At 37.9% G+C, this 21,938-nt stretch carries 16 protein-coding genes and 1 riboswitch; of the genes, 14 read left to right on the forward strand and 2 right to left on the reverse strand.

What is annotated here, in order from left to right; all coding sequences use genetic code 11:
* Positions 1-62 precede the first annotated feature (62 nt).
* The 5 genes from IGJ00_RS04630 to IGJ00_RS04650 all read left to right on the forward strand — a co-directional run bounded on the left by IGJ00_RS04630 (position 63) and on the right by IGJ00_RS04650 (position 7,257).
* Entirely contained in the window at positions 63-3,134 is a 3,072-nt protein-coding gene (locus tag IGJ00_RS04630) for an N-acetylmuramoyl-L-alanine amidase (protein ID WP_142432963.1), read from the forward strand.
* A gap of 73 nt (positions 3,135-3,207) precedes the next feature.
* A riboswitch (M-box (ykoK) riboswitch) is annotated at positions 3,208-3,383 on the forward strand.
* 144 nt (positions 3,384-3,527) lie between these two features.
* Positions 3,528-4,919, forward strand: coding sequence for a magnesium transporter (gene mgtE / locus IGJ00_RS04635; RefSeq protein WP_142432964.1), 1,392 nt, complete (start codon positions 3,528-3,530; stop codon positions 4,917-4,919).
* Positions 4,920-5,107: 188 nt separating this feature from the next.
* Positions 5,108-5,773 (forward strand): potassium channel family protein, encoded by a 666-nt coding sequence (locus IGJ00_RS04640; protein WP_010735916.1) that lies wholly within the window; start codon positions 5,108-5,110, stop codon positions 5,771-5,773.
* Positions 5,774-5,788: 15 nt separating this feature from the next.
* Entirely contained in the window at positions 5,789-6,091 is a 303-nt protein-coding gene (locus IGJ00_RS04645) for a HesB/YadR/YfhF family protein (RefSeq protein ID WP_010735915.1), read from the forward strand.
* Between the two features lie 218 nt (positions 6,092-6,309).
* Positions 6,310-7,257 carry a phosphoglycerate dehydrogenase gene (locus IGJ00_RS04650; RefSeq protein WP_071865972.1) on the forward strand — a complete coding sequence of 316 codons (948 nt, stop codon included), beginning with the start codon at positions 6,310-6,312 and terminating at the stop codon, positions 7,255-7,257.
* Positions 7,258-7,322: 65 nt separating this feature from the next.
* Here IGJ00_RS04650 and IGJ00_RS04655 read toward each other — a convergent pair whose 3' ends face one another.
* Complete coding sequence (locus IGJ00_RS04655) at positions 7,323-8,129, reverse strand: DUF1189 domain-containing protein (protein WP_071865973.1); 807 nt, start codon at positions 8,127-8,129, stop codon at positions 7,323-7,325.
* A 188-nt stretch (positions 8,130-8,317) separates the two neighbouring features.
* Here IGJ00_RS04655 and IGJ00_RS04660 point away from each other — a divergent pair, with 188 nt between their 5' ends.
* From IGJ00_RS04660 to IGJ00_RS04670, 3 genes are all read left to right on the forward strand, one after another.
* Positions 8,318-8,791: a GtrA family protein gene (locus IGJ00_RS04660; RefSeq protein WP_086334450.1), complete on the forward strand. Its 474-nt coding sequence runs from the start codon at positions 8,318-8,320 to the stop codon at positions 8,789-8,791.
* Positions 8,792-8,871: 80 nt separating this feature from the next.
* Positions 8,872-9,474, forward strand: a complete 603-nt coding sequence (locus IGJ00_RS04665; RefSeq protein ID WP_074799770.1) for a superoxide dismutase — start codon at positions 8,872-8,874, stop codon at positions 9,472-9,474.
* A 128-nt stretch (positions 9,475-9,602) separates the two neighbouring features.
* A complete protein-coding gene (locus tag IGJ00_RS04670) occupies positions 9,603-9,803 on the forward strand; it encodes a cold-shock protein (RefSeq protein ID WP_010735910.1) in 201 nt (66 codons plus the stop codon).
* 98 nt (positions 9,804-9,901) lie between these two features.
* Here the strand turns inward: IGJ00_RS04670 and IGJ00_RS04675 are convergent, their stop codons facing one another.
* Positions 9,902-11,359: a helix-turn-helix domain-containing protein gene (locus tag IGJ00_RS04675; RefSeq protein WP_142432965.1), complete on the reverse strand. Its 1,458-nt coding sequence runs from the start codon at positions 11,357-11,359 to the stop codon at positions 9,902-9,904.
* A 516-nt stretch (positions 11,360-11,875) separates the two neighbouring features.
* Between IGJ00_RS04675 and IGJ00_RS04680 the strand changes: the two genes are divergently transcribed.
* The 6 genes from IGJ00_RS04680 to IGJ00_RS04705 all read left to right on the forward strand — a co-directional run bounded on the left by IGJ00_RS04680 (position 11,876) and on the right by IGJ00_RS04705 (position 21,722).
* Positions 11,876-14,449, forward strand: coding sequence for an adhesive domain-containing protein (locus tag IGJ00_RS04680; RefSeq protein ID WP_438844151.1), 2,574 nt, complete (start codon positions 11,876-11,878; stop codon positions 14,447-14,449).
* Between the two features lie 79 nt (positions 14,450-14,528).
* The gene (locus tag IGJ00_RS04685; protein WP_142432967.1) at positions 14,529-16,202 is read left to right on the forward strand and encodes a hypothetical protein; all 1,674 of its coding nucleotides are present in this window, start codon (positions 14,529-14,531) and stop codon (positions 16,200-16,202) included.
* Positions 16,203-16,207: 5 nt separating this feature from the next.
* A complete protein-coding gene (locus tag IGJ00_RS04690) occupies positions 16,208-16,447 on the forward strand; it encodes a hypothetical protein (protein WP_142432968.1) in 240 nt (79 codons plus the stop codon).
* A 17-nt stretch (positions 16,448-16,464) separates the two neighbouring features.
* Positions 16,465-17,937: a Mur ligase family protein gene (locus IGJ00_RS04695; protein WP_142432969.1), complete on the forward strand. Its 1,473-nt coding sequence runs from the start codon at positions 16,465-16,467 to the stop codon at positions 17,935-17,937.
* A 414-nt stretch (positions 17,938-18,351) separates the two neighbouring features.
* Positions 18,352-19,566, forward strand: a complete 1,215-nt coding sequence (locus IGJ00_RS04700; RefSeq protein ID WP_071865976.1) for an LCP family glycopolymer transferase — start codon at positions 18,352-18,354, stop codon at positions 19,564-19,566.
* A gap of 401 nt (positions 19,567-19,967) precedes the next feature.
* Positions 19,968-21,722: a carbohydrate-binding protein gene (locus IGJ00_RS04705; RefSeq protein ID WP_071865977.1), complete on the forward strand. Its 1,755-nt coding sequence runs from the start codon at positions 19,968-19,970 to the stop codon at positions 21,720-21,722.
* The last annotated feature ends 216 nt before the right edge of the window (positions 21,723-21,938 follow it).

Raw genomic sequence — 21,938 nt, forward strand, 5'->3', positions numbered from 1 at the left:
TTTTATAGTTTAATATATTATAGGACAATATAAGTTCGATTTAAAAAATAAAGGAGAATGTCATGAGAAAAAAATGGATAGGCATGTTATTAAGTTTCTTACTACTGTCAGGCTCGATCACGCCAAGTGTCTACGCAGTATCGATAAACGATAGAACAAATACGTCACAAGAAAGTACTTCGCAAACTAACGAAACTACAGCAACATCTTCTAAAGCCCCTTTGACAGAAAGTACTAATCCCACCACAGAGGAGACCTCAGGACCAACAGAAAACTCTGCAGAAAATTCATCTAAAGATATTCCTGTTGATGAAGTTCATTTCCCAGATCAAAATTTCCGTCAATTATTGATTGAAATGATGGAGGAGAATCATAGTAACGTATTATCCGATGAATTGTTGGCTACAACTGAGTTGGATCTTAGTGGTAAAAATATCAAATCATTGGATGGTATCGAATATTTTAAACAGCTAAAAAAACTGGAAGTTCAAGACAATGAGTTAGAGCAAGTAGATGTTTCAGCTCTTTCAGAGCTAACCTACCTTGATGTTTCCAAAAACAAACTGTCAACAATAGATTTGTCGATGAATGATCATTTGACTTATTTTAACGGGAAAGAACAATTGATTAATGCAGAAGCATCAAAAGTTGATCGTGAATGGGTGATCAATCAAGATAATCTAAAACCAGAATTAGATAAAATCGATATCAACTCAACTAATTGGGAATACAATGGATCCGTTTTTACTACTATGGAACCTTCGGCACTAAATTATAGTTACCAAGTAGAGTTCTCAAAAAAAGCAATTTTAGAAGAAACATCTAATCGTTCACTAGATATCACTGTAGAAGTGAAATTTTTAGAACAAAATAGCGTTGAATCAATTATTCCAAAAGAAGAAAAAATAGAAATGATCCAAGGCGAAACTAAACAACTTGAGTATTCGCTTGTTCCAGAAAATACTGAGATTATTAATCCAACATGGGTATCAGTAGACAATAATATTGTTGAAGTGGATGAAAAGGGTCTGGTGACAGCAAAAGCAATCGGTGAAACAGAAGTCTTATTAAAAGATGGCGAGAGAACATTAGGAAAGTTCAACATCCAAGTAGAAAAAAATAACAATGATTCAATAACCCAAGCGAATCGCCAAGAACAAACGGTGAGCAATCGTGCAGCAGTTTCTAAACCATCCGTCAGTTATCAAACACACGTGCAAACTTACGGTTGGCAAAGTACTGTAGCTGATGGTGCTACTTCAGGTACGATTGGTCAAGGTAAAAGAATTGAAGCCATTAAAATTCAATTACCAAATAATTCATTAAATGGTGATATTGAATATAGTAGTCATGTACGAACGATTGGCTGGCAAAATTATGTGAAAAATGGTGCTACATCAGGAACGACAGATCTTTCTTTACGAATAGAAGCAATTAGGGTTCGCTTGACTGGAGAGATAAGTGAACAATATAGCGTCTATTATCGTGTGCACTCAGCTTATTTTGGTTGGTTAGGTTGGGCAAAAGATGGCGAAGATGCAGGTAGTTCAGGATTTGGTTACCAAATGGAAGCTATCCAGATCCAACTAGTCAAAAAAGGAGAAGTTGCCCCAACTCAGAGCACAGCTTTCTATGACAAAGATAAACTCCCTAATCCTAATGTCAATTACCAGACGCACAGTCAGTCAGTCGGGTGGCAACCCTATCAGTCAAATGGTTCAACTGCTGGAACGATGAATCGTGGATTAAGATTAGAGGCTGTAAAAATAAATGTTTCAGATACACCAATCCCTGGCTCCATTGAATATTCTAGTCATGTGCGTTCCATTGGTTGGCAAAATTATGTGCGAGATGATGCGATTTCTGGAACAACTGATCGTAAACTTCGAACAGAAGCAATTCGAATACGTTTAACTGGTCAGTTAGCAGAACACTATGATGTTTATTATCGTGTGCACTCAGCTTATTTTGGTTGGTTAGGTTGGACAAAAAATAATGGCAATGCAGGAAGTGCAGGATTTGGTTATCAGATGGAAGCTATGGAAGTAAGGCTGGTAGCCAAAGGGCAATCTGGACCAGCAGCTAGTACTGCATTTTATGATAAGGATACAATAAAAAATCCTAATGTTAATTATCAAACGCATAGTCAATCGATTGGTTGGCAAGGTTATCAAATGAATGGTGCAACTGCGGGAACAGTGGGACGTGGCTTTAGATTAGAAGCATTACGAATGAATATCTCTAGCACACCTATTCCAGGAACAATAGAATATAGTACACACGTTCAATCGATTGGCTGGCAAAACTATGTGAATAATAATGCTCTTTCGGGAACAGAGGGTAGAAAATTACGAGCTGAAGCGATAAGGGTGAGATTAACTGGTCAGTTAAGTCAACATTATGATGTCTATTATAGAGTTCACTCTGCGCAACTCGGTTGGTTAGATTGGGCCAGAAACGGTCAAAACGCTGGGACGTCCAATGTAGCATTACAAATGGAAGCTATCCAAGTTGTACTAGTTAAAAAAGGAGCACCAGCGCCAGGACCTACGTCAAACCCGTACCAAACCTCAATCAATCATCTATTTGTAATGGGACATGGTGCAGGAGATCCAGGGGCTTCGTATAACGGTATCAACGAGCGAGACTTTACAAGAAATGAACTTATGCCATATTTACAAAAATGGGCAGGGCGCTTAAAAACAAATCGTATAACCTTTTATGATACAAATGCGGATATGTTCCAAGACACTCGTAGAATGCAGGGTGCGTATACGATTAGTAGTAGTTTTTCTTCGGTAACAGAATTCCATTTAGATGCAGGAGCGATTGGTATTAGTACTGGTGGGCATGTGATTGCGCATCGTAACGGCAACTCGTATACGACACAAAATTATGCCATTGCTAATGTGATCCGCACACATGTAGGTTTATGGGGCTCTGTCCAAAATACCGGTGGTATCAACTTGAGAAGTGATTTATTGAATTTGAATGTACTACATTCACGTGGTATCCCTTATCGACTAGCGGAACTAGGGTTTATCACCAATACTCGTGATGTAGAAAATATTCGTAGAAACATGGATCAAATTGCTAAAGGGATTGTAGAAGGAGTGACAGGAGAAAGATTGTAAAGTAATCATTTCTGTTTTATCAAATATTAATCCTCTTATTGACAAAAACCAATTTTACCTGTAGGGTTTAATTATAAAAACTTGTTAGGTGAGGCTCCTAAAAGAACACAGGCTACTGCCCTCAAACGTCGAGAGACGCCACAGGGTATAACAGGCAACGTCGGCTTAAGGCGTGCTTAACGTAGCTATCTGGATTATATTTCCAGAATTACGTCTTTTAGTGCTAAAGCTCAGACGAGAAGTTCGTTCAGGTAAACACTGGTACCATTTTGATGGGATCTTATGAGACGGCTTCTTTTGGAGGCCGTCTTTTTTATGTACTTCCTGTTTTTCTAAACGAATCCATCCAACAAGTTTATATCGAAAAAACGATGTAACAAAGGAGAATGCGAGATGAGAACATTAAATGATACAAATTACCTAGAAACACAATTGAAGATTCTTAATTATCTTGAGCAAAAAAAACTTGAAGAATTGAAGAACTATTTAGCAACGATCGAGAAAGTGGAATTGATCCAACTATTTGTTACGCTACCTTTAGATAAACAAGTGCTGGTCTTTCGATTATTATCAAAAGACAAAGCCCTCGAAATCTTTGAAACATTTGAACCGTCTGTCCAACAAGATTTGCTTCGTTCGTTTACGGATGATGGAGTGATTGAATTTGTGAATGAGATGGCTCCAGATGATCGGGTAAGGTTGTTTTACGAACTACCAGCAAGTGTAACTAAAAAACTATTGGCAGAGCTTTCTGAAGAAGAGCGAGCAACAACGAATCGATTGATGGGCTATGAACATGAGACGGCTGGGCGGATCATGACGACTGAATTTATTTCAATTAAAAAAGAAATGACTGTTGAAGAAGCACTGCATAAAATCAGAAAATTAGCGAAAGAAATGGAAACAATCTATATTTTGTATGTGACAGATATGGCGAAAAAAATTGAAGGAGTACTATCATTAAAGGATCTAGTCATTGCAGAAAGTGATCAACGGATTGAAGAAATCATGATCAAGCACGTCGCTTATGTAACCACAGATACAGATCAGGAAGAAACTGCACGATTGTTACAAGAGTTAGATTTGATCGCTATTCCTGTCGTGGATAAAGAAACACGACTAGTAGGTATTGTGACAGTGGATGACGCCATCGATGTCTTAGAGCAAGAAACGACCGAGGATATGTTCAATGCTGCTGGTTTAGCAGACGTCGCCTCTGTAGAAGCTGATCGTAGTACAGTACTGATTAACGGCAGTCTTTGGCAAATCTGGAAAGTCCGCTTGCCTTTCTTAGCGATCACATTAGTTGCAGGGATGTTAGCTGGTCTAGTGATCGATGAGTTTGAACAAACGTTAGAATCAGTGGCCGCTGTTGCTATTTTTATTCCTTTGATCATGGATATGGGTGGGAATGTAGGGACGCAATCATCGACGGTTTTTGTTCGCGGATTATCTTTAGGGCACATTGATCTCAACACGTTTATCAAGCACTTTTTGAAAGAAACAGGTATTGGTCTAAGTTTAGGGATTGTTGTAGGTATCGTATCTGGAATAGTCGCTTCTGTGTGGCAAGGAATACCATTGTTAGGTGTAGCTGTGGGGATCTCCTTGGTCTTTGCAATGACCTTAGCTGCTGCCCTTGGTTTTTTGATTCCTTTTATCTTATTGAAATTGAATATTGATCAAGCTGCTGGATCTGCACCGATCATTACCTCGATCAAAGATATTGCTGGGTTATTTATTTACTTTATTTCAGTTAACGTATTCTTAGGCTACCTATTGTAGGAATAATTAGTATATTATAGGCATACCTTTTTAGTAGAAACATCAAGGAATATTCTATGATCTACCAGAGTAGCCCTTCTTTTGATCCTCCATAAAAATTAGGGTTTTCCGTAAAGAAAAGCAGGGTTGCTTTTGTTTTTAGAGTGGCTTTGCTATACTTGAAATGGAATGGAAAAAGGAGGAGAAAAGTGAAACAGAATTTTGCAATCGTAGGACTTGGACGTTTTGGTGGCAGTATCTGTCGTACGTTAGTCGAAGCTGGTCAAGAAGTTTTAGCCATTGATAGCAGTGAAGATCGCGTGAATGAATATATGAATATCGCAACACATGCAGTGGTTGCGAATGCACAAGATGAAATGACTCTACGGTCTTTAGGAATCAGAAATTTTGATCATGTGATCGTAGCAATTGGAGAAGACATCCAAGCAAGTATTTTAGTGACTCTGATGGTCAAAGAAATGGGCGTTCCGAATATCTTAGCGAAAGCACAAAATGAGTATCATGCTCGTGTTCTTGAAAAGATCGGTGCAGATCGCGTGGTCCATCCTGAGAGGGATATGGGGATACGGATCGCACATAATCTTGTTTCTAAAAATATTTTGGATTATTTAGAGCTGTCAGACAAATTTTCGCTTGCTGAGATTCGGGTATCCAACCCTAAGTTCTTTAATAAAACGTTAGCAGAACTAAATTTCAGACAGCGATTTGATTTGACTGTAGTAGCCATCCGGCGTTTCGATCGTTCTGTCGTGGTGTCACCAGCCGCTGACGAGTATGTACGTGAAAATGATAATTTACTTGTTATCGGAGAAACAGAAGATGTAGATATACTTGATGATAAAATGAATCAATAAAAAGGGGCTCATCACATGCAATTAACAATAACGGACAAAGCAAAAGAATGGTTTCAAGCAGAGGTAGATTTACCTGAAAATTATGGTATCCGTTTTTTTGGGAAAGTATATGGCAAAACAGAAGTACATGAGGGATTTTCAATCGGTATGTCTGTGGAGTTACCAGAACGTCCGATGAAACAAGAAACGATCGATGGTCTATTATTCTTTATTGATGAAGCCGATGATTGGTTCTTCAAAGGCTATGATCTGGTTGTTGATTATGATCCACAATTAGAGGAACCAACGTATCATTTCCAAGAAACAGCAGATGTATAAGGTGAGAGATAGTCTTTTATTTTTAGGAAAATAAGCCTGACGAACGAAAAGTAAGTTTTACTTACTTTCGGATTGTTAGGTTTTTTTTTTAGACAGTCAAACGCTGATTCATTTTTACTAGGTTCATTATAGAAAAAAGTCGTTCAAGGTATGAAGTGCATCATACTTCATTCTTTTGAGGGTTTAAGCTAGACTAATAAGTAGAGAGGATGGGTGTGATGACAAAAAAAATAATTTATTCAGTACGTTCGTTTCGTGAAGAATTTATCGAAAAGATCAAAGAAATAGCACCAGAATATTCATTTCAAACGGAAGTAGCATCCGACGAACTTTCTGAAATAGCGATCAGTATCGGTTGGAACGGCGATTATCAAGAAGGTATATTCGCTTCTGATCGCTTAAAGTGGGTCCAATCGATTTCTGCCGGGGTAGATAATCTTCCATTAAACGAATTCGCCGAAAAAGATATCTTACTTTCCAATGCAAGTGGTATCCATGTAGAATCGATCAGTGAGCATGTGATGGGCATTATTTTAGGCTATTCACGTGGATTGTTTCAAGCCCAACGAGCGCAGTTCCATAAAGATTGGCTAGGATCAGAGATCCATTATCAAGCATTGGCAGATCAAAAATTACTAATTATTGGAACTGGACATATTGGAAAAAAATTGGCACAACATGCAGCTGTATTTGGTTTGGAATGTATCGGTATCAACACATCTGGACATCCAGTAGAGGGCTTCAAAGAGACTTATCCATTAGATAAATTAAAAGAAATCTTGCCGAAAGCAACGATTGTGGTGAATATCTTACCTTTGACAGATCAGACAAAAGGATTGTTTGACGCAAAAGTATTTGAAGCTTTTGATAAAGAAGCGCTATTCATCAATGTAGGACGTGGGCCTTCTGTAAAAACATCTGATTTAATAGCTGCGTTAGACGATGGACAACTTGCTTTTGCGGCTTTAGATGTGTTTGAAGAAGAACCATTAGCAAAAGATAGTCCATTATGGGAAAGAGAAGATGTATTGATCACGTCACACATTGCAGGTCAGACACCACATTTCCAAACAAAGTTTATGGATATTTTTCTAAAAAACTTAAAATCCTACGTAGAAAAAACAGAATTAGAAGTAAATGAAATCGATTTGAATGAAGGTTATTAAAGGTTATTAAATGAAAAAGAATCTCTAGAAGAGGTATGTAGTGACTACCTCTCCCAGAGATTCTTTTATTTTGGCAATTGGATTTTTGGCCAGCCTTTGACTGCTTGAGCAAAAATGAATATACCCGCAAATGCAATAAACGCTGTTGTGTCAAAAGTTGGTACAAAAATCATCAGAATCGTTGCAATAACAGTAGGTAATGAAATCGCATAGATCATTGTTTTTAGACAATCGAGAAAAGTTACTTTAGCCAAACGTAATCTTGCGTAAACATAAGCTGCAAAATTGGCCATAAGTAAAGTGATGATCAAATTTAAAAAGCTAGGATAAATGGAAATCAAAAATACTAAAGCTTTGATCCAAAAAGGGATCGTTGCTTCACTTAATGTACTACGTAAGTTTTCACCTGTTAGATTTTTTAAGGTATTATTCGTATACTCAATTTCAAATTGATTGTTGTTCAACAATGCCGAAGTCGTGCCAGTATTCGGTAAAGCTAGAACCAATTTATCCTTTAGCAGACCGACACTTAGGAAATTCCCTATCAAATCTGAAGAGATATCTTCAGGGGTACGTTTTCCTTCGGGATCAAAGGTAAAGATGATCGAATCCGTTTGATAAATAAAACCATCATTTGTTGGCGAATCGATTTGTCCGTCACGAATCTTAAAATCTGGAATTTCAGATGCGATTTTTTGACCATCGGATTTGATCGTGTCTAGCACTTGAAAAATTTGGTAAGAAATAGGTAATGCCATTAGTATACTTAAACATAAAAGATAGACTAATGATTTTCCAAATGATACGTTTTTAGCATTTTTAAGCTCGGTGAATCGAGCAAATGAGCTAATGATTAATTGTTTTGTTGTCATAATTACTCCTTCTGTAGAATTGTCATCACTAGCAATTCTAGCGGAGTATGCTATGAATTACAAGAGTTCTAAAACATTCTCTCACGATAGATAAGGTTATATTCTTATTGTTCATTGTTTTCTAGAGATGAAAATTGTTAGCAGATAGAGTATGATAGGAAAGAATGATAAATAAGGTAGGTAGAAAAATGAAGATTTATGTTCAATTTAAAAGCTATTTAGAAAGTAAAGGGTATTGGGAAGTTTTCATCTATCTATTTTTTGGTGGATTAGCAACGATTGTCAATTTTGTCAGTTATGCAATCGCGCAACAAATCTTCCAGTTATCGATGCCCGTTTCGAATACGATTTCTTGGATTTGTTCTGTTCTGTTTGCATTTGTCACCAATAAGGTATGGGTCTTTCGATCAAAATCTCCTAGTTATACGCATTTGTTTATCGAGTTTGGAAAATTTGTTTTTTACCGAATCGTTTCTTATGGACTAGACATGGGCGCCATGTTCTTGATGATCAAAGGATTGGAAATGAATGATTATGTAGCTAAAATCATTACACAGGTTTTAGTCGTATTGGCAAATTATGTCTTTAGCAAATTATTTATTTTCAATAAGACAGAAATTATCGAAGAGCCAGTAGAAACCAGTAAAAAATTGGAAGACTAGGCATAACAATTGAAGAATTCCCCTCACTTTGTTACTCTTTTAGTGTAAAGAGACCCAACAACTATGAGGAGGAATTTTTTATGACTTACACATTACCAGATCTACCCTATGCATTTGATGCATTAGAACCATATATTGACGAAGAAACGATGCATTTGCATCATGACAAACATCACAATACTTATGTGACAAACTTAAATGCAGCGATCGAAAAATATCCTGAACTAGGTGAAAAAACAATAGAAGAATTGGTTTCAGACATGGATGCTATTCCATCTGACATTCAAACTGCTGTACGTAATAATGGTGGTGGACATGCGAACCATTCATTCTTCTGGAAAATCATGGCACCAAATGCTGGTGGCGAACCAACAGGAGCAATCAAAGACGCAATTAATGAAACATTCGGCGATTTTGCAACATTCAAAGAAGAATTCAAAAAAGCAGCAGCAGGACGTTTCGGTTCTGGCTGGGCTTGGTTAGTACTTGAAGATGGCAAACTTGCCATCACTTCTACTGCCAACCAAGATTCACCATTGATGGAAGGCAAGAAACCTGTTCTAGGTTTAGATGTATGGGAACATGCTTACTACTTGAAATACAAAAATGTACGTCCTGACTACATTGAAGCTTTCTGGAATGTTGTGAATTGGGATGAAGTGAACAAGCATTTCGCAGGATAAAATAGCTTTCTTCCATTTGCCATGCAATTTAGAAAATTAACGGGGCAATGCTTGCGAGCGTTTTCTAAATTCGGTATAATGTTTGTGCAAGGGTTACTTGCAAGAACTTTTTTGGAGGCTATATATTTATGGAACACGGTACAGTAAAATGGTTCAACAATGAAAAAGGATTTGGGTTTATTACAGTAGACGGTGGAGACGATGTATTCGTACATTTCTCAGCAATCCAAGGCGATGGCTTCAAAAGCTTAGAAGAAGGCCAAGAAGTAGAATTTTCTATCGTTGAAGGTGCGCGCGGTCCTCAAGCTGCTGAAGTATCTAAATTATAAGATCATGTTGACGAAAAAAGAAGATACGGCTTGCCGTATCTTCTTTTTGTTTTTTTATTTTCTTTTTCTGGAAAAAATGGTTTTACAAGAAAAGTTAGTTATTTTTGCTTATCACCATACATCATTTCTTTGATTTTTTGGACTAAGTGCTTATTTTCTGAAGCAGAAAGGTCATTGCGGATGGTAATATAAGGAATTTCATCTTCATAACTGATTATTTTGGTGGGGGCTTCAGTTGTACGAATAATCAAGTCAGGATTTAGCAATAATTCATTTGTGAAAAGGACATTCAAATACAAACGTAATTGGTCTTGTAAAACTTTTACATATAATAATTCGATACTTAGTGGATAATCACTTTCTAATTTCACTTTGATCTCTTTATCAAAAAATGTGGGTGGGGCAATGACTAAAAATGCTTCGATCAACGTACTTAATTGAATCCATGGAAAATGTGTTTTTTGCATTTGTTGAGTCCAACCCACCATATTTTGATAGAAATAGGGATAATTTTTTTCGATAAAATCAGTAACTTCTCTTTTTTTGCCAGAAAAAGGACTAAAAAGATAATCATGGATACCGTTTGCATATAATGTTGCATCTAATAGCTTTTTCTTTGATGTGATTTCATTGGTGTTTATCCCAACAGATTTCATGTAACGATAAAACTGATCGCGAAATTCATTAATCGGTGTCGCATTTTTTTTATGAATCTTTGATGCATGAACCATAATATTTTTATTTACGTAAATGTGAGGACGTGTTTGTATCCACAGTAAAATAAAGTTTGACTCAGAAGAAGGTAAGCCATAAACAGAAATAATTGGTTGTAGGATGGTGGTCACCTCAGAAAGACCTTCTAGCATAGGATCTAAAAAGTGAGGAAGTTCAGGTTCAGGAACAGGATATCCTTGCTTGAATCGATTGATATTAACAGCTAATATGAAACACCATTCCATTGTTTTAATTTTGTTCTTTTTTAGTGCGATATTGGTAAAAACTTGTTTTACTGTCGTTAAGATCTTCTGGAAATCAAGCGTTAAAAATGGCCATTCCATCCCTTCATATACTTCCCATAGAAACAAATAAATCGTGTAGCGAATTTGGGTTTCTTTTCCACTGAAAAAAATAGTGCCTCCTCGTGTTTTTATTTTTAAATTGTAATAACTGAAGAAATGATTTACTTGAGCCAACTGCCGTCTGAGAAAGGATTCGCTGATTCCATAATGAGTGGCGAATTCGTAAAGCGTGAAATTTGAATGTAGACAGACGGCTTTCAGTATTTGGAAATTCAACGAATCTTCAAGTATTGCTAGTTTCAGTTGATGAAAGTCATAATTGTCACCAATAAAATGGTAACTAGATCCATCTTTTTTGAACAGATTATTTTGTGATAGAGAACATAGCCGTTCGCAATGATTGAATAAGGAACGTCTATCTATGTGGAGTAGGCTTGAAAGTTTGTCCATTGTCAAAGGTTGATATGACTCGTAACAACTTTTTAAAATAGTCAGTTGTACGTGTATGTTTTTCTCTAATATATTATAGATATTCAATGAGAAACCTCCTTTATAAGTAGAGCAATAATTAGATGAATTATTATAAAATGTTATATTTTTATTCAGAATATAATAATTTTTAATATGTTGAATAGTATATTTGGAAAAAAAAGAATTGCATATCAATTTTTTTTGGTTATTTTATGAGAGGCATAGTACAAGTTTTTTTTAAAAAAATAAATAAATAATAATACTTTACTTGGATAATATTATATGTTATTTGACATTTTAAATAAATTTTTTTGCATAAAATAACGATTACATATTCATTTCCGTGTATTGTCATCAGTTTTCTGATAGTTATTTCAAAATATATCAGAACTTAATGATAGATTTCTTATTTCGACGTTGCTACTATTCAAGATAACTTAAGTTGTAATGAGAAAAATTAAAAAGATATCTTTTTAAATTTTTGGTAAAGGAGTGTCATTCAGGGCAAAGCATATTTATTCGTGTTGATTCAATCTGTGGGGGAGAACAAAAATACATGAATCTGCTTTAGGGGGAAAGGGAATGAAAAAGGATTACAAAAAAAATATGGATCAAAAGGCACGTGCCAAACGGCGATCAAAAAAAACGATATTGATAGGTACGTCGATAGCAGCAGGGGTGATGTTAGGGGTTACTCCGATTTCAATTGCGACACCTTTATTTACCCTTGGCACGCATCAAGCTTATGCGGATGTGGTCAGTGGACAAATATTCAATACTTTGACTACAGCTAATACAAGTGGCACAACAGCTTCAGCTCCTTACCAACTTAGTGGGGCAACTAGAAATGTCGACTTTACGATTTCAGGAGAAAATGGAATCAATGTTAATTTGTTGAATGGGACGAGACGAGCAGTCTTAGTAATCCCAGAAGAAATGCAGGGACTCGTTTCCCCAGCAGGCCCTGGGACTTTTCAAACAGATATATTACTTCCACAAGATGAACTAGCTCCACTGCTGAATGCAGTAAATAGTGCGGTTACTCCTTTAATCACAGCGATTGATACCTTGTTGGGGGCAAATCCATTAGCAAGTGTGAATCTTGCCGAAGTTTACGAGCAATTGAACTTATTACAAAATCTAAGTACGTTGACTTCTGCTGAAGTGCAAATTCCACTGCAAGTACAAGGGGACGAATATATCTATGGTGAACTGGATGGGGCACTTGAAACTGTTGTTAGAGAAGGATTAACAGAAATATTAACTGATTTGAACAATGCCGTTCAGGCGTTACAAGCAACTGGAAATGGGGTTTTAGGAAATGCGGCAGCTGGGATTGTTAATACTGCATTAGCAGCGACTGTAAAACCAGCATTTAACTTAGCATTTGCTACTGTAACAGGACTATTAGGTCCAACTTCTTCTTTGGTTGGTGTTGTAGCAGATGCGAGCGTATTAGGAGGAACAGAAATTACGATCCCGACAACGATCCAAGATCCTAATTATGCTGATTTAGCAAATGCAGGGATCGATTTATCAACTCCTTATGAAGCAGGCTTTGTTGGAACTGTTGTGAAAGCAGATGTGTTGAACCTTAATGTGGGTTCCACTACTGACGGCTATTCACCGATTTTTTACCAAGCAGCCGAAGTAACTGCGCCTTATAATGTTGAAGTTACAGGAAATTCAACAGATGGCTACGAAGTCACAGGGTTAGCCGATCCAAATGCTACAGTGCGGATTTATGATGATGCCAACAATTTGATTGCTGAAGGTCAAGCAGATGGGACAGGAGCATTTACAATACAGATTTCTCAAGATGATGTTGCGCCACTTGATGACATCCGACTAATTGCCTACGATCAAAACGACAATCCAAGTTTACCAACGGCGGCAATTATTCCGGATGATGAAGAGGCAGATGCCGACGCTGACGCCGACGCTGACGCCGATGCCGACGCTGATGCTGATGCCGATGCTGACGCCGACGCCGATGCTGACGCCGATGCCGATGCTGACGCGGATGCCGACGCCGATGCCGACGCCGACGCCGATGCCGATGCTGACGCCGACGCCGATACTGACGCGGATGCCGATGCGGATGCTGACGCTGATGCCGACGCGGATGCTGATGCTGATGCCGATGCTGACGCTGACGCCGACGCGGATGCTGATGCCGATGCTGATGCCGATGCTGACGCCGATGCTGACGCCGATGCTGATGCTGATGCCGATGCCGATGCTGACGCCGACGCCGATGCTGACGCCGATGCTGATGCGGATGCTGATGCCGACGCTGATGCCGACGCCGATGCGGATGCTGATGCCGACGCTGATGCCGACGCAGATGCGGATGCTGACGCCGACGCGGATGCTGATGCCGATGCTGATGCCGACGCTGATGCTGATGCTGACGCGGATGCCGATGCGGATGCTGATGCCGACGCCGATGCTGACGCAGATGCCGACGCAGATGCCGATGCTGATGCCGACGCTGATGCCGATGCCGATGCTGACGCGGATGCTGACGCTGACGCCGACGCGGACGCCGACGCCGATGCGGATGCTGATGCCGACGCCGATGCCGATGCTGATGCTGATGCCGACGCTGACGCTGATGCCGACGCCGATGCTGACGCTGATGCGGATGCTGATGCCGACGCAGATGCCGATGCTGATGCCGATGCCGACGCGGATGCTGACGCGGATGCTGACGCCGATGCTGATGCCGACGCCGATGCTGACGCTGACGCCGATGCCGATGCCGACGCTGACGCAGATGCCGACGCCGATGCTGACGCCGATGCTGACGCGGATGCCGACGCGGATGCCGATGCTGACGCAGATGCCGACGCTGATTCCGACGCAGATGCTGACGGTCGTCTAGATGGGATTGGAAGCAACGGGGGTGGAGCAGGAAATAATTCAGATGGAGATCCAATTGGATTGTTCCTAAGTACCCGTGGAACAAGCAACCAATCTGGTTGGACTTCTGCTAGAAACGGAGTAAATCCTAGTGGTCACCACTCAGCGACACCAAAAATGTATCCTAAAACAGCTGAGCATTCATCTGTTGCCACTTCTTGGTTAGGTGCGATCACAGCACTACTTTCGGGAGTTGGTATCTGGAAATCTAAAAAAAATAAAGAAGATTAATGAACAGGAACTAGAAAATTAGCTATGACAATCGGAAAATTGTCTGCTTGTCATAGCTATTTCTGATAGAGGTGATATGATGCTAGTGCAGACGCGTAATAAACTCTCGATACTTAAAGATATCTTGGATACCACAGGAATGGAAACAGAGAGAAAAACAGCTATCATTACTACTGGTGAAAACAAAGAACGTGGAAAAACAATGGAGTTTTATGGGAAAAACATCTCTCAGCTTTGGAATAATATCGTAACTGCTTATCAAACGAATCAATGGGACAAAAACGCTTATTTAAGAGTGGATCTTGTAACCGAAGAAGAAAAAATCGACTTCGAATTTTTAAACCAAAAATTAAAAAAAATCAAGCGCAATAATTATATAGATTTTAATGTACGATTTGATGGGATAAGGAAACGATCTTTTTTAAAAGAAGAATTAGTAGGAAATGCCATTATCAAACCGGCTAAAACACATATTGTTGGAAAAAATCACCCCAATCTACAAATTGACCCACAGAATTTTCGAGGATATGTGAAACGAAAATATAATCGAGAAGAGGTGGATTTAAGTTACTTAGCGCGTTCAAACGTTTATCTTTTTAAGACAAAAGCTTATTATTTTGAAAACAATCAAGTAATCAAGCTTGAAGATTACGGAAATGGAAATCAGGTGAGAAGGATCACTGAAGAATCTTTGAATGAAGTGACTGACACCGTTATAAAAGAAGGAAGTAAGTATCTAAAAGGGCAGTTAACTGATAATGGACAGTTTATCTACGGCTATTATCCTTGTTATGATCAACTAATCAAGGGCTATAATTCAGTTAGACATTTTTCTTCATTATATGCGTTGATTGAAGCTGCTGAATATTTCTCAGACCATGAAATGTTGCTAGAGGCAGAAAAAGGCCTTGCTTGGGGTATTGAAAACTTAACAACGAATGAACAGGGATATTTTTTGGTCAAAGACTTTTTCAATAAAGAGATTGAATACAAATTAGGTGCCCAAGCAACTGCGATTTTAGCAATCGCAAAATATATCCAAGTATCCGAGGACGGTTTTTATAAAAAGTACTTGAAACAACTTGTTGATACGATTTCTCGGAAATTTCTCTCAATAGACAACCAAACAATCCATGTTCTGGATAAACAATTGGCGGTCAAAGAGCATTTTCGAATCATTTATTATGATGGGGAAGCCTTGTTTTCTTTGTTAAGAGCGTATGAGATTCTTAATGATCCTAAGATTTTTAGTACGTGTGAAATCTTGATGGAACATTTTGTCACGGAGGATTATCAAAAATATCACGACCATTGGTTGAGTTATGCGACAAACGAGATGCTAAAACATAAACAAAAAATTGAGTATTATCGTTTTGGAATCAAAAATGCCCTTGAAAATATCAACTTTATTGAGCAGAGAGACACTGCCTATCCGACAATGCTTGAATTACTTGTGGCAGCGTCCAAAATGATGGGGAAATTGGAACATAGTGAATTAAAAAATGAACTCTTCAATACGCAAAATGATTTCATTGAAGTAAAGGAAAGAATCGATACAGTGATGAAGAAGCGTGTTTCTCATGAAATCAAAACAGGAGTCATGTTTCCAGAATATGCGCTTTTCTTTAAAAAACCAGTTACGATCAATTATGGTTTTTTTGCAAGGCATGATCGTTTTCGTATGCGGATCGATGATGCAGAACATTTTTTGTCTGGGTTGATCAATTATCAAAGTCATTATAAAAAGGAGTGAATAAGATGGTTGCATTTATTCGTTTTGCAGCATTGGCATTGCTTGGGATTTCCTATTTAGGTTATCGTATAAAAAAGAAAAAACATCACCAAACAGAATCGCTAGAGACGGATCTGAGCCAATACGAGAAAAATGAAGAAGGACTTTACCCTTGGGAAGTTGATGCCGATGACTCGCCTAAGCGAATTGATCAAAAAGCAAGAAGATATGTCAATCAAGCAAGACCTAAGCGTGGAAAATGGTAAATAAAGTAGGTGGAAAGATGAATACGATCAAGCAATTACTGAGTGATATCGAAGGTTCATATTTTAAAGAGTATGCTAGTTTGGATCAGGAGATCAATCAACTTGAGTACTTTTCTGGACATCTTAAACGCACGAGAGATTATTCTACAACTGTATTTGTCTGTATAACAAATGAACGGCGTCAATATATCAATCAAATGCGTCCAGTCAAATGGGCGGATGGAAATGAACAAATCAAAGGCAAGGAAAATCAATTTGCTCTGATTGTCACAGAACATCCAATCGAAGACCCTCGTGTGACGACACCGCAATTCATTGTTCAAGATAGTTGGCGTTTCTTATTGGAATTTGCTAATAAAATGCGTCAATCATTCAAAAAACCGGTGATTGCGATTACTGGTTCTGCTGGAAAAACATCTACACGTATGATGATCACTCATGCATTCAAAGAAGAGAAGGTTCTAGAAAATCGAGGAAATCATAATGTGAGATTTGCGATTCCTCTTTATTTAAGTCAGTTAGTCTGGGACTGTGACGTACTGAACCTTGAAGTATCCCTCAATGCGTTGAATACGTATGACACGGGTTCAATGTCTAATCTAATACAACCCGATATAGCAATCGTGACTTCGATAGGTGAAGCACATCTTAGTTCCTTAAAAACAACTAAGAATGTCGCTTACTATAAATCAAAAATCTTTGATGGTTTAAAAAAGAATGGTATGGCAATCATCAACACCGACATGGGCGCTGAAGAGTTAGCTATACTCATTCAAGCAGCCGAAAAGAAAACAACTGAAATTTTTACTTATTCGCTATATGATACAAGTAGAGATGTATATGTCTTGTCCGTTGAACAGAAAAAAGAATTTTGTGAAGTAGGTATCCATTTTTTTGAACAAGAGTTCAAGATCCGTCTCAGTGTTCCATCTTCTGGGATGATTTCCAATGCTTTGGCAACGCTGATAGCCATTTGGAAAATCAAAGGAGATGTTTCAGCTTGTCTTACCACCTTCGAGACATTCAAACCGTTACCTAAAATTTTAGAAAAACATGTTTATCCAAATGAACCTTCTTTTACTTTTATTGATGATACACACAATGCGTCATTACCCTCTATGAAAAATGCAATCAATTACTTTAAAGGGGTACGCCCATTTTATAAAGGAAACTCAATATTGGTTTTAGGACAAATCGCTGATTTAGGAAATGCTGCTGAAGACGTTCATCAACAAGTAATGCAGGAATTAACTGATGTACCAGCAGATTATATTTATGGCTATGGGGAAAATTTCAGAAAATTATTCAATGAAAAAAATAAAAATGATCATAAATATGAATGGTTTGACACGTTACCTGAATTAACAAAAAATATCGAACAGCATTTGACGAATGATAGTATCATTTTGGCAAAGGGTTCAGTCACAGGTAGCGATTTTCATGAAATCGATCGGTATATTCGCCAGATTTCTTTAAAAGAAATGGTATGAGCTTCTGTATATGGAGAGCCACTGGGATGTTGTAACAACATTTACTTGAACAATCATGTACAACCAATAAAAAAAGACGGAGAAAACGGAAAAGTTGTTTCATTTTCGGATTTCTCCGCTTTTTTTTGCTGGAAATGCTTAATAGGAAGGCATAAACAAAGTTAAAAAAACTAGTTTTTTTAATTTATTGAACAAAAAATCATAAAAATCCAATAAAACGTATAAAAAGAATCGCATTCTTTCTTTTCTGTTTATGCGCCCTATGGTATGATAATTAAGAATTTTACAAAAAATACATATAAATCACGAAGATAAACACTATTTTTTAAAGTTTTATTAGGATTAAGTAGTTGGATTGCTGAATGATTGGGTGTATGAGAGAATAATCAAGAATATGTATGATAGAGGTGTAGTATGAAGCGGTGGCAAAAAGTGATATTGACTTTATTGGGAATAATCGTACTTCTCATCGGCGGAGTTTCAGCTTATGGAATCAAGTTTATGGGTGAAGCGAGCCAAACAGTCAATCGGATTTCAAAACAATCTGATCGTGTATCAGCAAAACGTGACGATCGAGTAAGCATTGATGATCAAGAACCCTTTTCAGTATTATTATTAGGATTAGATACAGGAGGCCTTGGACGAACAGAACAAGGGAGATCCGATACGATGATGGTCGTGACCGTCAATCCACAACAAAAGAAATCAACGATCATTAGTTTGGACCGAGATATCTATACGAATATCGTCGGATATGGGACGGTCGATAAGTTGAACCATGCCTATGCATTTGGTGGTGTAGAGATGGCAATGGATTCAATCGAACAATTACTTGATATCCCTATTGACCACTATGTCACGATCAATTTGGATGGTATGAAAGACTTGATCGATGCAGTAGGTGGGATCGAGATCGACAATAAAATCGACTTTACTTTAGATGGCGTCCATGTTCCAGAAGGAAAACAAACAGTTGATGGTGAAAAAGGGTTGGCGTATGCAAGAATGCGTCATGAAGATCCTGAAGGTGACATTGGTCGACAAGCACGTCAACGAGAAGTTGTGACGAAAATCGTCAATAAAGTAGTCAGTCTTGATGGCGTAAGTAATTATCGAAAACTTTTAGATGCGGCAGGCAACAATGTGACTACTGATTTGGATTGGGATGACATGCTAGATATCGCAACAAATTATACCTCTGCTTTCCAAACGATCAAGCAAGACCAACTAAAAGGAAAAGACACGACGATCAATGATGTGTACTACCAAATACTAGGTCAAAATGACTTATTATCGATCCAAAACCAATTGAAAAAACAATTAGAGATCAAACCAAGTGATACGTTGCCTAACTTAAAAAATGATAATGCCTATATGATGTTTTATGATGACTCAGAAAATGGTGATGGAGATTCCACTGCTAATACCACGACCAGTGAGACATCTGAGTATTCACAAGATACGTACAATCAATATGGCACTGATGGGTATGGTCAGCAGTCGGTCTACTCAGAAGACACCTCTCAATACTACGACCCGAATCAGTATAACCAGCAACAATATTATGACCCATACGGCGGTCAGCAAAATGATCAAAGCACAGAAACTTGGACAGGCAATGGCTATTAACAAGTTTTGTTCATATGATTTATCCAATAAATAAAACAAGTAGATATCGAAAATGAAGGATATATCCTTTATTTTCGATATTTTTTGTTTTATTTTATTTTTTATTGCGTTATTTTTCGTTTGTTTTAAATGTTTTTCTTATAACAAAAAACATTTTGGAATCATTGGTGGATTTTTTTGATTGCAGAAATGTCTTAAAAACATTTGTTTATTAGATGTTTTACGCTATTTCAATCAAAATCGAGTAATCTTTTATATTTTGATTTTTATACTCAAAATTAAAAAACACTAATTCTTATTTAAAAATGTTATATTTTTAGTTTTTATTTGTTATGATATCGTTGTGCAAGAGGGAAATACATAGCACGAAATAAAATTGTTGATGGGGGATATACATACTAATGAAAAGAAATGTTCGTCTAAAGAAATTATTGGCTGGTGCTGCATTATGCAGTCTGCTAGTAGCACCGTTGTTTTTGAATGAACAACAAAGTGCAGCAACAGAACAAACAATCAAAACAACACCTGATTTTGGTGTAGGTCAAGGTATTGAATGGCCAGAACAAGTCGTTGCACCATTTGTCGATATGACGGCTTATACGTCAGGTACAGAGTTATCGAATAATGGCGCGTTGAATCTAGCGGCGATCGCAAAGGAAACAGGGCAAAAATTCTTTAATTTAGGATTTATGCAAGCAAAAGGAATCAAAGATGGTAAGATCGATTGGGCGTGGGGCGGATTTGCCGGATTGAGTGAGAACGACAGTGATCAATGGCAATATGAAGGCATTAAAAAAACAATCCGTGAATTAAGAGCGGTCGGTGGAGATGCTGCTGTTTCATTTGGTGGATTGAACACAGGTGCTTTCTGGGAAGTCAGCCATGATGAAGATATGCTTTATGATGCTTATATGGAAGTGGTTCAAGGATATGGCTTTACTCGTGTAGATTTTGACGTGGAAGCAGGGGCGATGGGCTATACAGAAAACTTACTCAATGCGAAAGCAGTCAAACGACTACAAGATACTACAGGAGTGCAAGTAACATTAACATTACCTGTTATGCCGACTGGTTTGATTTCGACTGGACTAGCCGTATTGCAAGCTTATTTAGAAGCGGGTGTCGATTTGACCAATGTCAATATTATGACGATGTGTTATGGTCCGAGTGTCACTGATTATGCACAAGGATCATTAGATGCGGTCGACAATACAATGGTCCAATTGAAGAATCATTATCGCCAATATGCTGGTATCACTTTGACTGATGAAGAAGCTTATGCAAAATTAGGTACAACTCCTTCGATTGGTTTTGAGAACGAACAACATCCATACTTCACGACAGAAATGTTCAATCAAGTTGTCGAACATGCAAGAGAACGTAAAATAGGAATGGTTTCTTATTGGTCGATGAACCGTGATGCAAAAACAGATGGTGGACAAGGGCAAATAAAAAACCAATTTGAATTCTTGAAAGTGAGTGAAGCATTTGCTGAAGGTAATGAGGGCGGCGGAAGCGAAACTCCGGAAGATAAAGAAAAACCATCTGTTCCGACAAATCTTTCTGTTGGGAACATCACAAAAAATAGTGCGCATATCAACTGGACGGCGGCGACTGACAATGACCGTGTGGCAAAATATAACTTGAGATTAGTAGGGAATGGACAAACGATCAATGTTACGACTACTTCTCTTTCATACGCGTTTACAAACTTAAAAGATGATACAGAATATACGGTAGAAATCAATGCAGAAGATCGTTCTGGAAATATTTCGGATACGGCAAAAGTTGCATTCACAACTTTAGCGAATGTAGTAGATCCAGGGGAGCCGGGCGAACCAGGAGAAGCTCCTGCATGGGAGGCGACAAAAGTTTACCTAAGTGGTGATGTTGTTTCTTATAAAGGTGCATTATACCGTGCCAAATATTGGACACAAAACAGTATTCCAAGTGAGTCAGGTTTGTATGGTCCTTGGGAATTGATTTCAGGAACGCCAGAAGGTGGCGATGAGATCGCCGCGTGGGAAGCGAATAAAGTTTATGTACAAGGAAATCGAGTGACGTATAATGGGATCGTTTATGAAGCGCAATATTGGACACAAAACAACAAGCCAAGCGAATCTGGATTGTACGGTCCTTGGAAACAGGTTGGATAAAATACCAATTAATAGTTAATAAAAAAACTACGTGAATTGCTCACGTAGCTTTTTTTATGCTAATAATAAGTCTGTTACACCCAATTTTATATAGTTGAGGTCGGTATTATCGAATAAAGTGAATAAAGAAATTTCCTCTAACTTTAAAAAAGTGTAAACAGGGAAAAGAAATCCGAATTTTTAGACATTATATTTGAATCTCCAAATCATCAGTTG

This window comes from Enterococcus sp. AZ062, from assembly GCF_051715065.1.
GTDB lineage: Bacteria > Bacillota > Bacilli > Lactobacillales > Enterococcaceae > Enterococcus_B > Enterococcus_B mundtii.

Coding starts and splice junctions, on each gene's coding strand:
- IGJ00_RS04650 (WP_071865972.1), top strand. CDS start 6,310: ATGACAAAAAAAATAATTTATTCAGTACGTTCGTTTCGTGAAGAATTT.
- IGJ00_RS04660 (WP_086334450.1), top strand. CDS start 8,318: ATGAAGATTTATGTTCAATTTAAAAGCTATTTAGAAAGTAAAGGGTAT.
- mgtE (WP_142432964.1), top strand. CDS start 3,528: ATGAGAACATTAAATGATACAAATTACCTAGAAACACAATTGAAGATT.
- IGJ00_RS04685 (WP_142432967.1), top strand. CDS start 14,529: ATGCTAGTGCAGACGCGTAATAAACTCTCGATACTTAAAGATATCTTG.
- IGJ00_RS04670 (WP_010735910.1), top strand. CDS start 9,603: ATGGAACACGGTACAGTAAAATGGTTCAACAATGAAAAAGGATTTGGG.
- IGJ00_RS04680 (WP_438844151.1), top strand. CDS start 11,876: ATGAAAAAGGATTACAAAAAAAATATGGATCAAAAGGCACGTGCCAAA.
- IGJ00_RS04645 (WP_010735915.1), top strand. CDS start 5,789: ATGCAATTAACAATAACGGACAAAGCAAAAGAATGGTTTCAAGCAGAG.
- IGJ00_RS04655 (WP_071865973.1), bottom strand. CDS start 8,129: ATGACAACAAAACAATTAATCATTAGCTCATTTGCTCGATTCACCGAG.
- IGJ00_RS04690 (WP_142432968.1), top strand. CDS start 16,208: ATGGTTGCATTTATTCGTTTTGCAGCATTGGCATTGCTTGGGATTTCC.
- IGJ00_RS04705 (WP_071865977.1), top strand. CDS start 19,968: ATGAAAAGAAATGTTCGTCTAAAGAAATTATTGGCTGGTGCTGCATTA.
- IGJ00_RS04695 (WP_142432969.1), top strand. CDS start 16,465: ATGAATACGATCAAGCAATTACTGAGTGATATCGAAGGTTCATATTTT.
- IGJ00_RS04630 (WP_142432963.1), top strand. CDS start 63: ATGAGAAAAAAATGGATAGGCATGTTATTAAGTTTCTTACTACTGTCA.
- IGJ00_RS04700 (WP_071865976.1), top strand. CDS start 18,352: ATGAAGCGGTGGCAAAAAGTGATATTGACTTTATTGGGAATAATCGTA.
- IGJ00_RS04665 (WP_074799770.1), top strand. CDS start 8,872: ATGACTTACACATTACCAGATCTACCCTATGCATTTGATGCATTAGAA.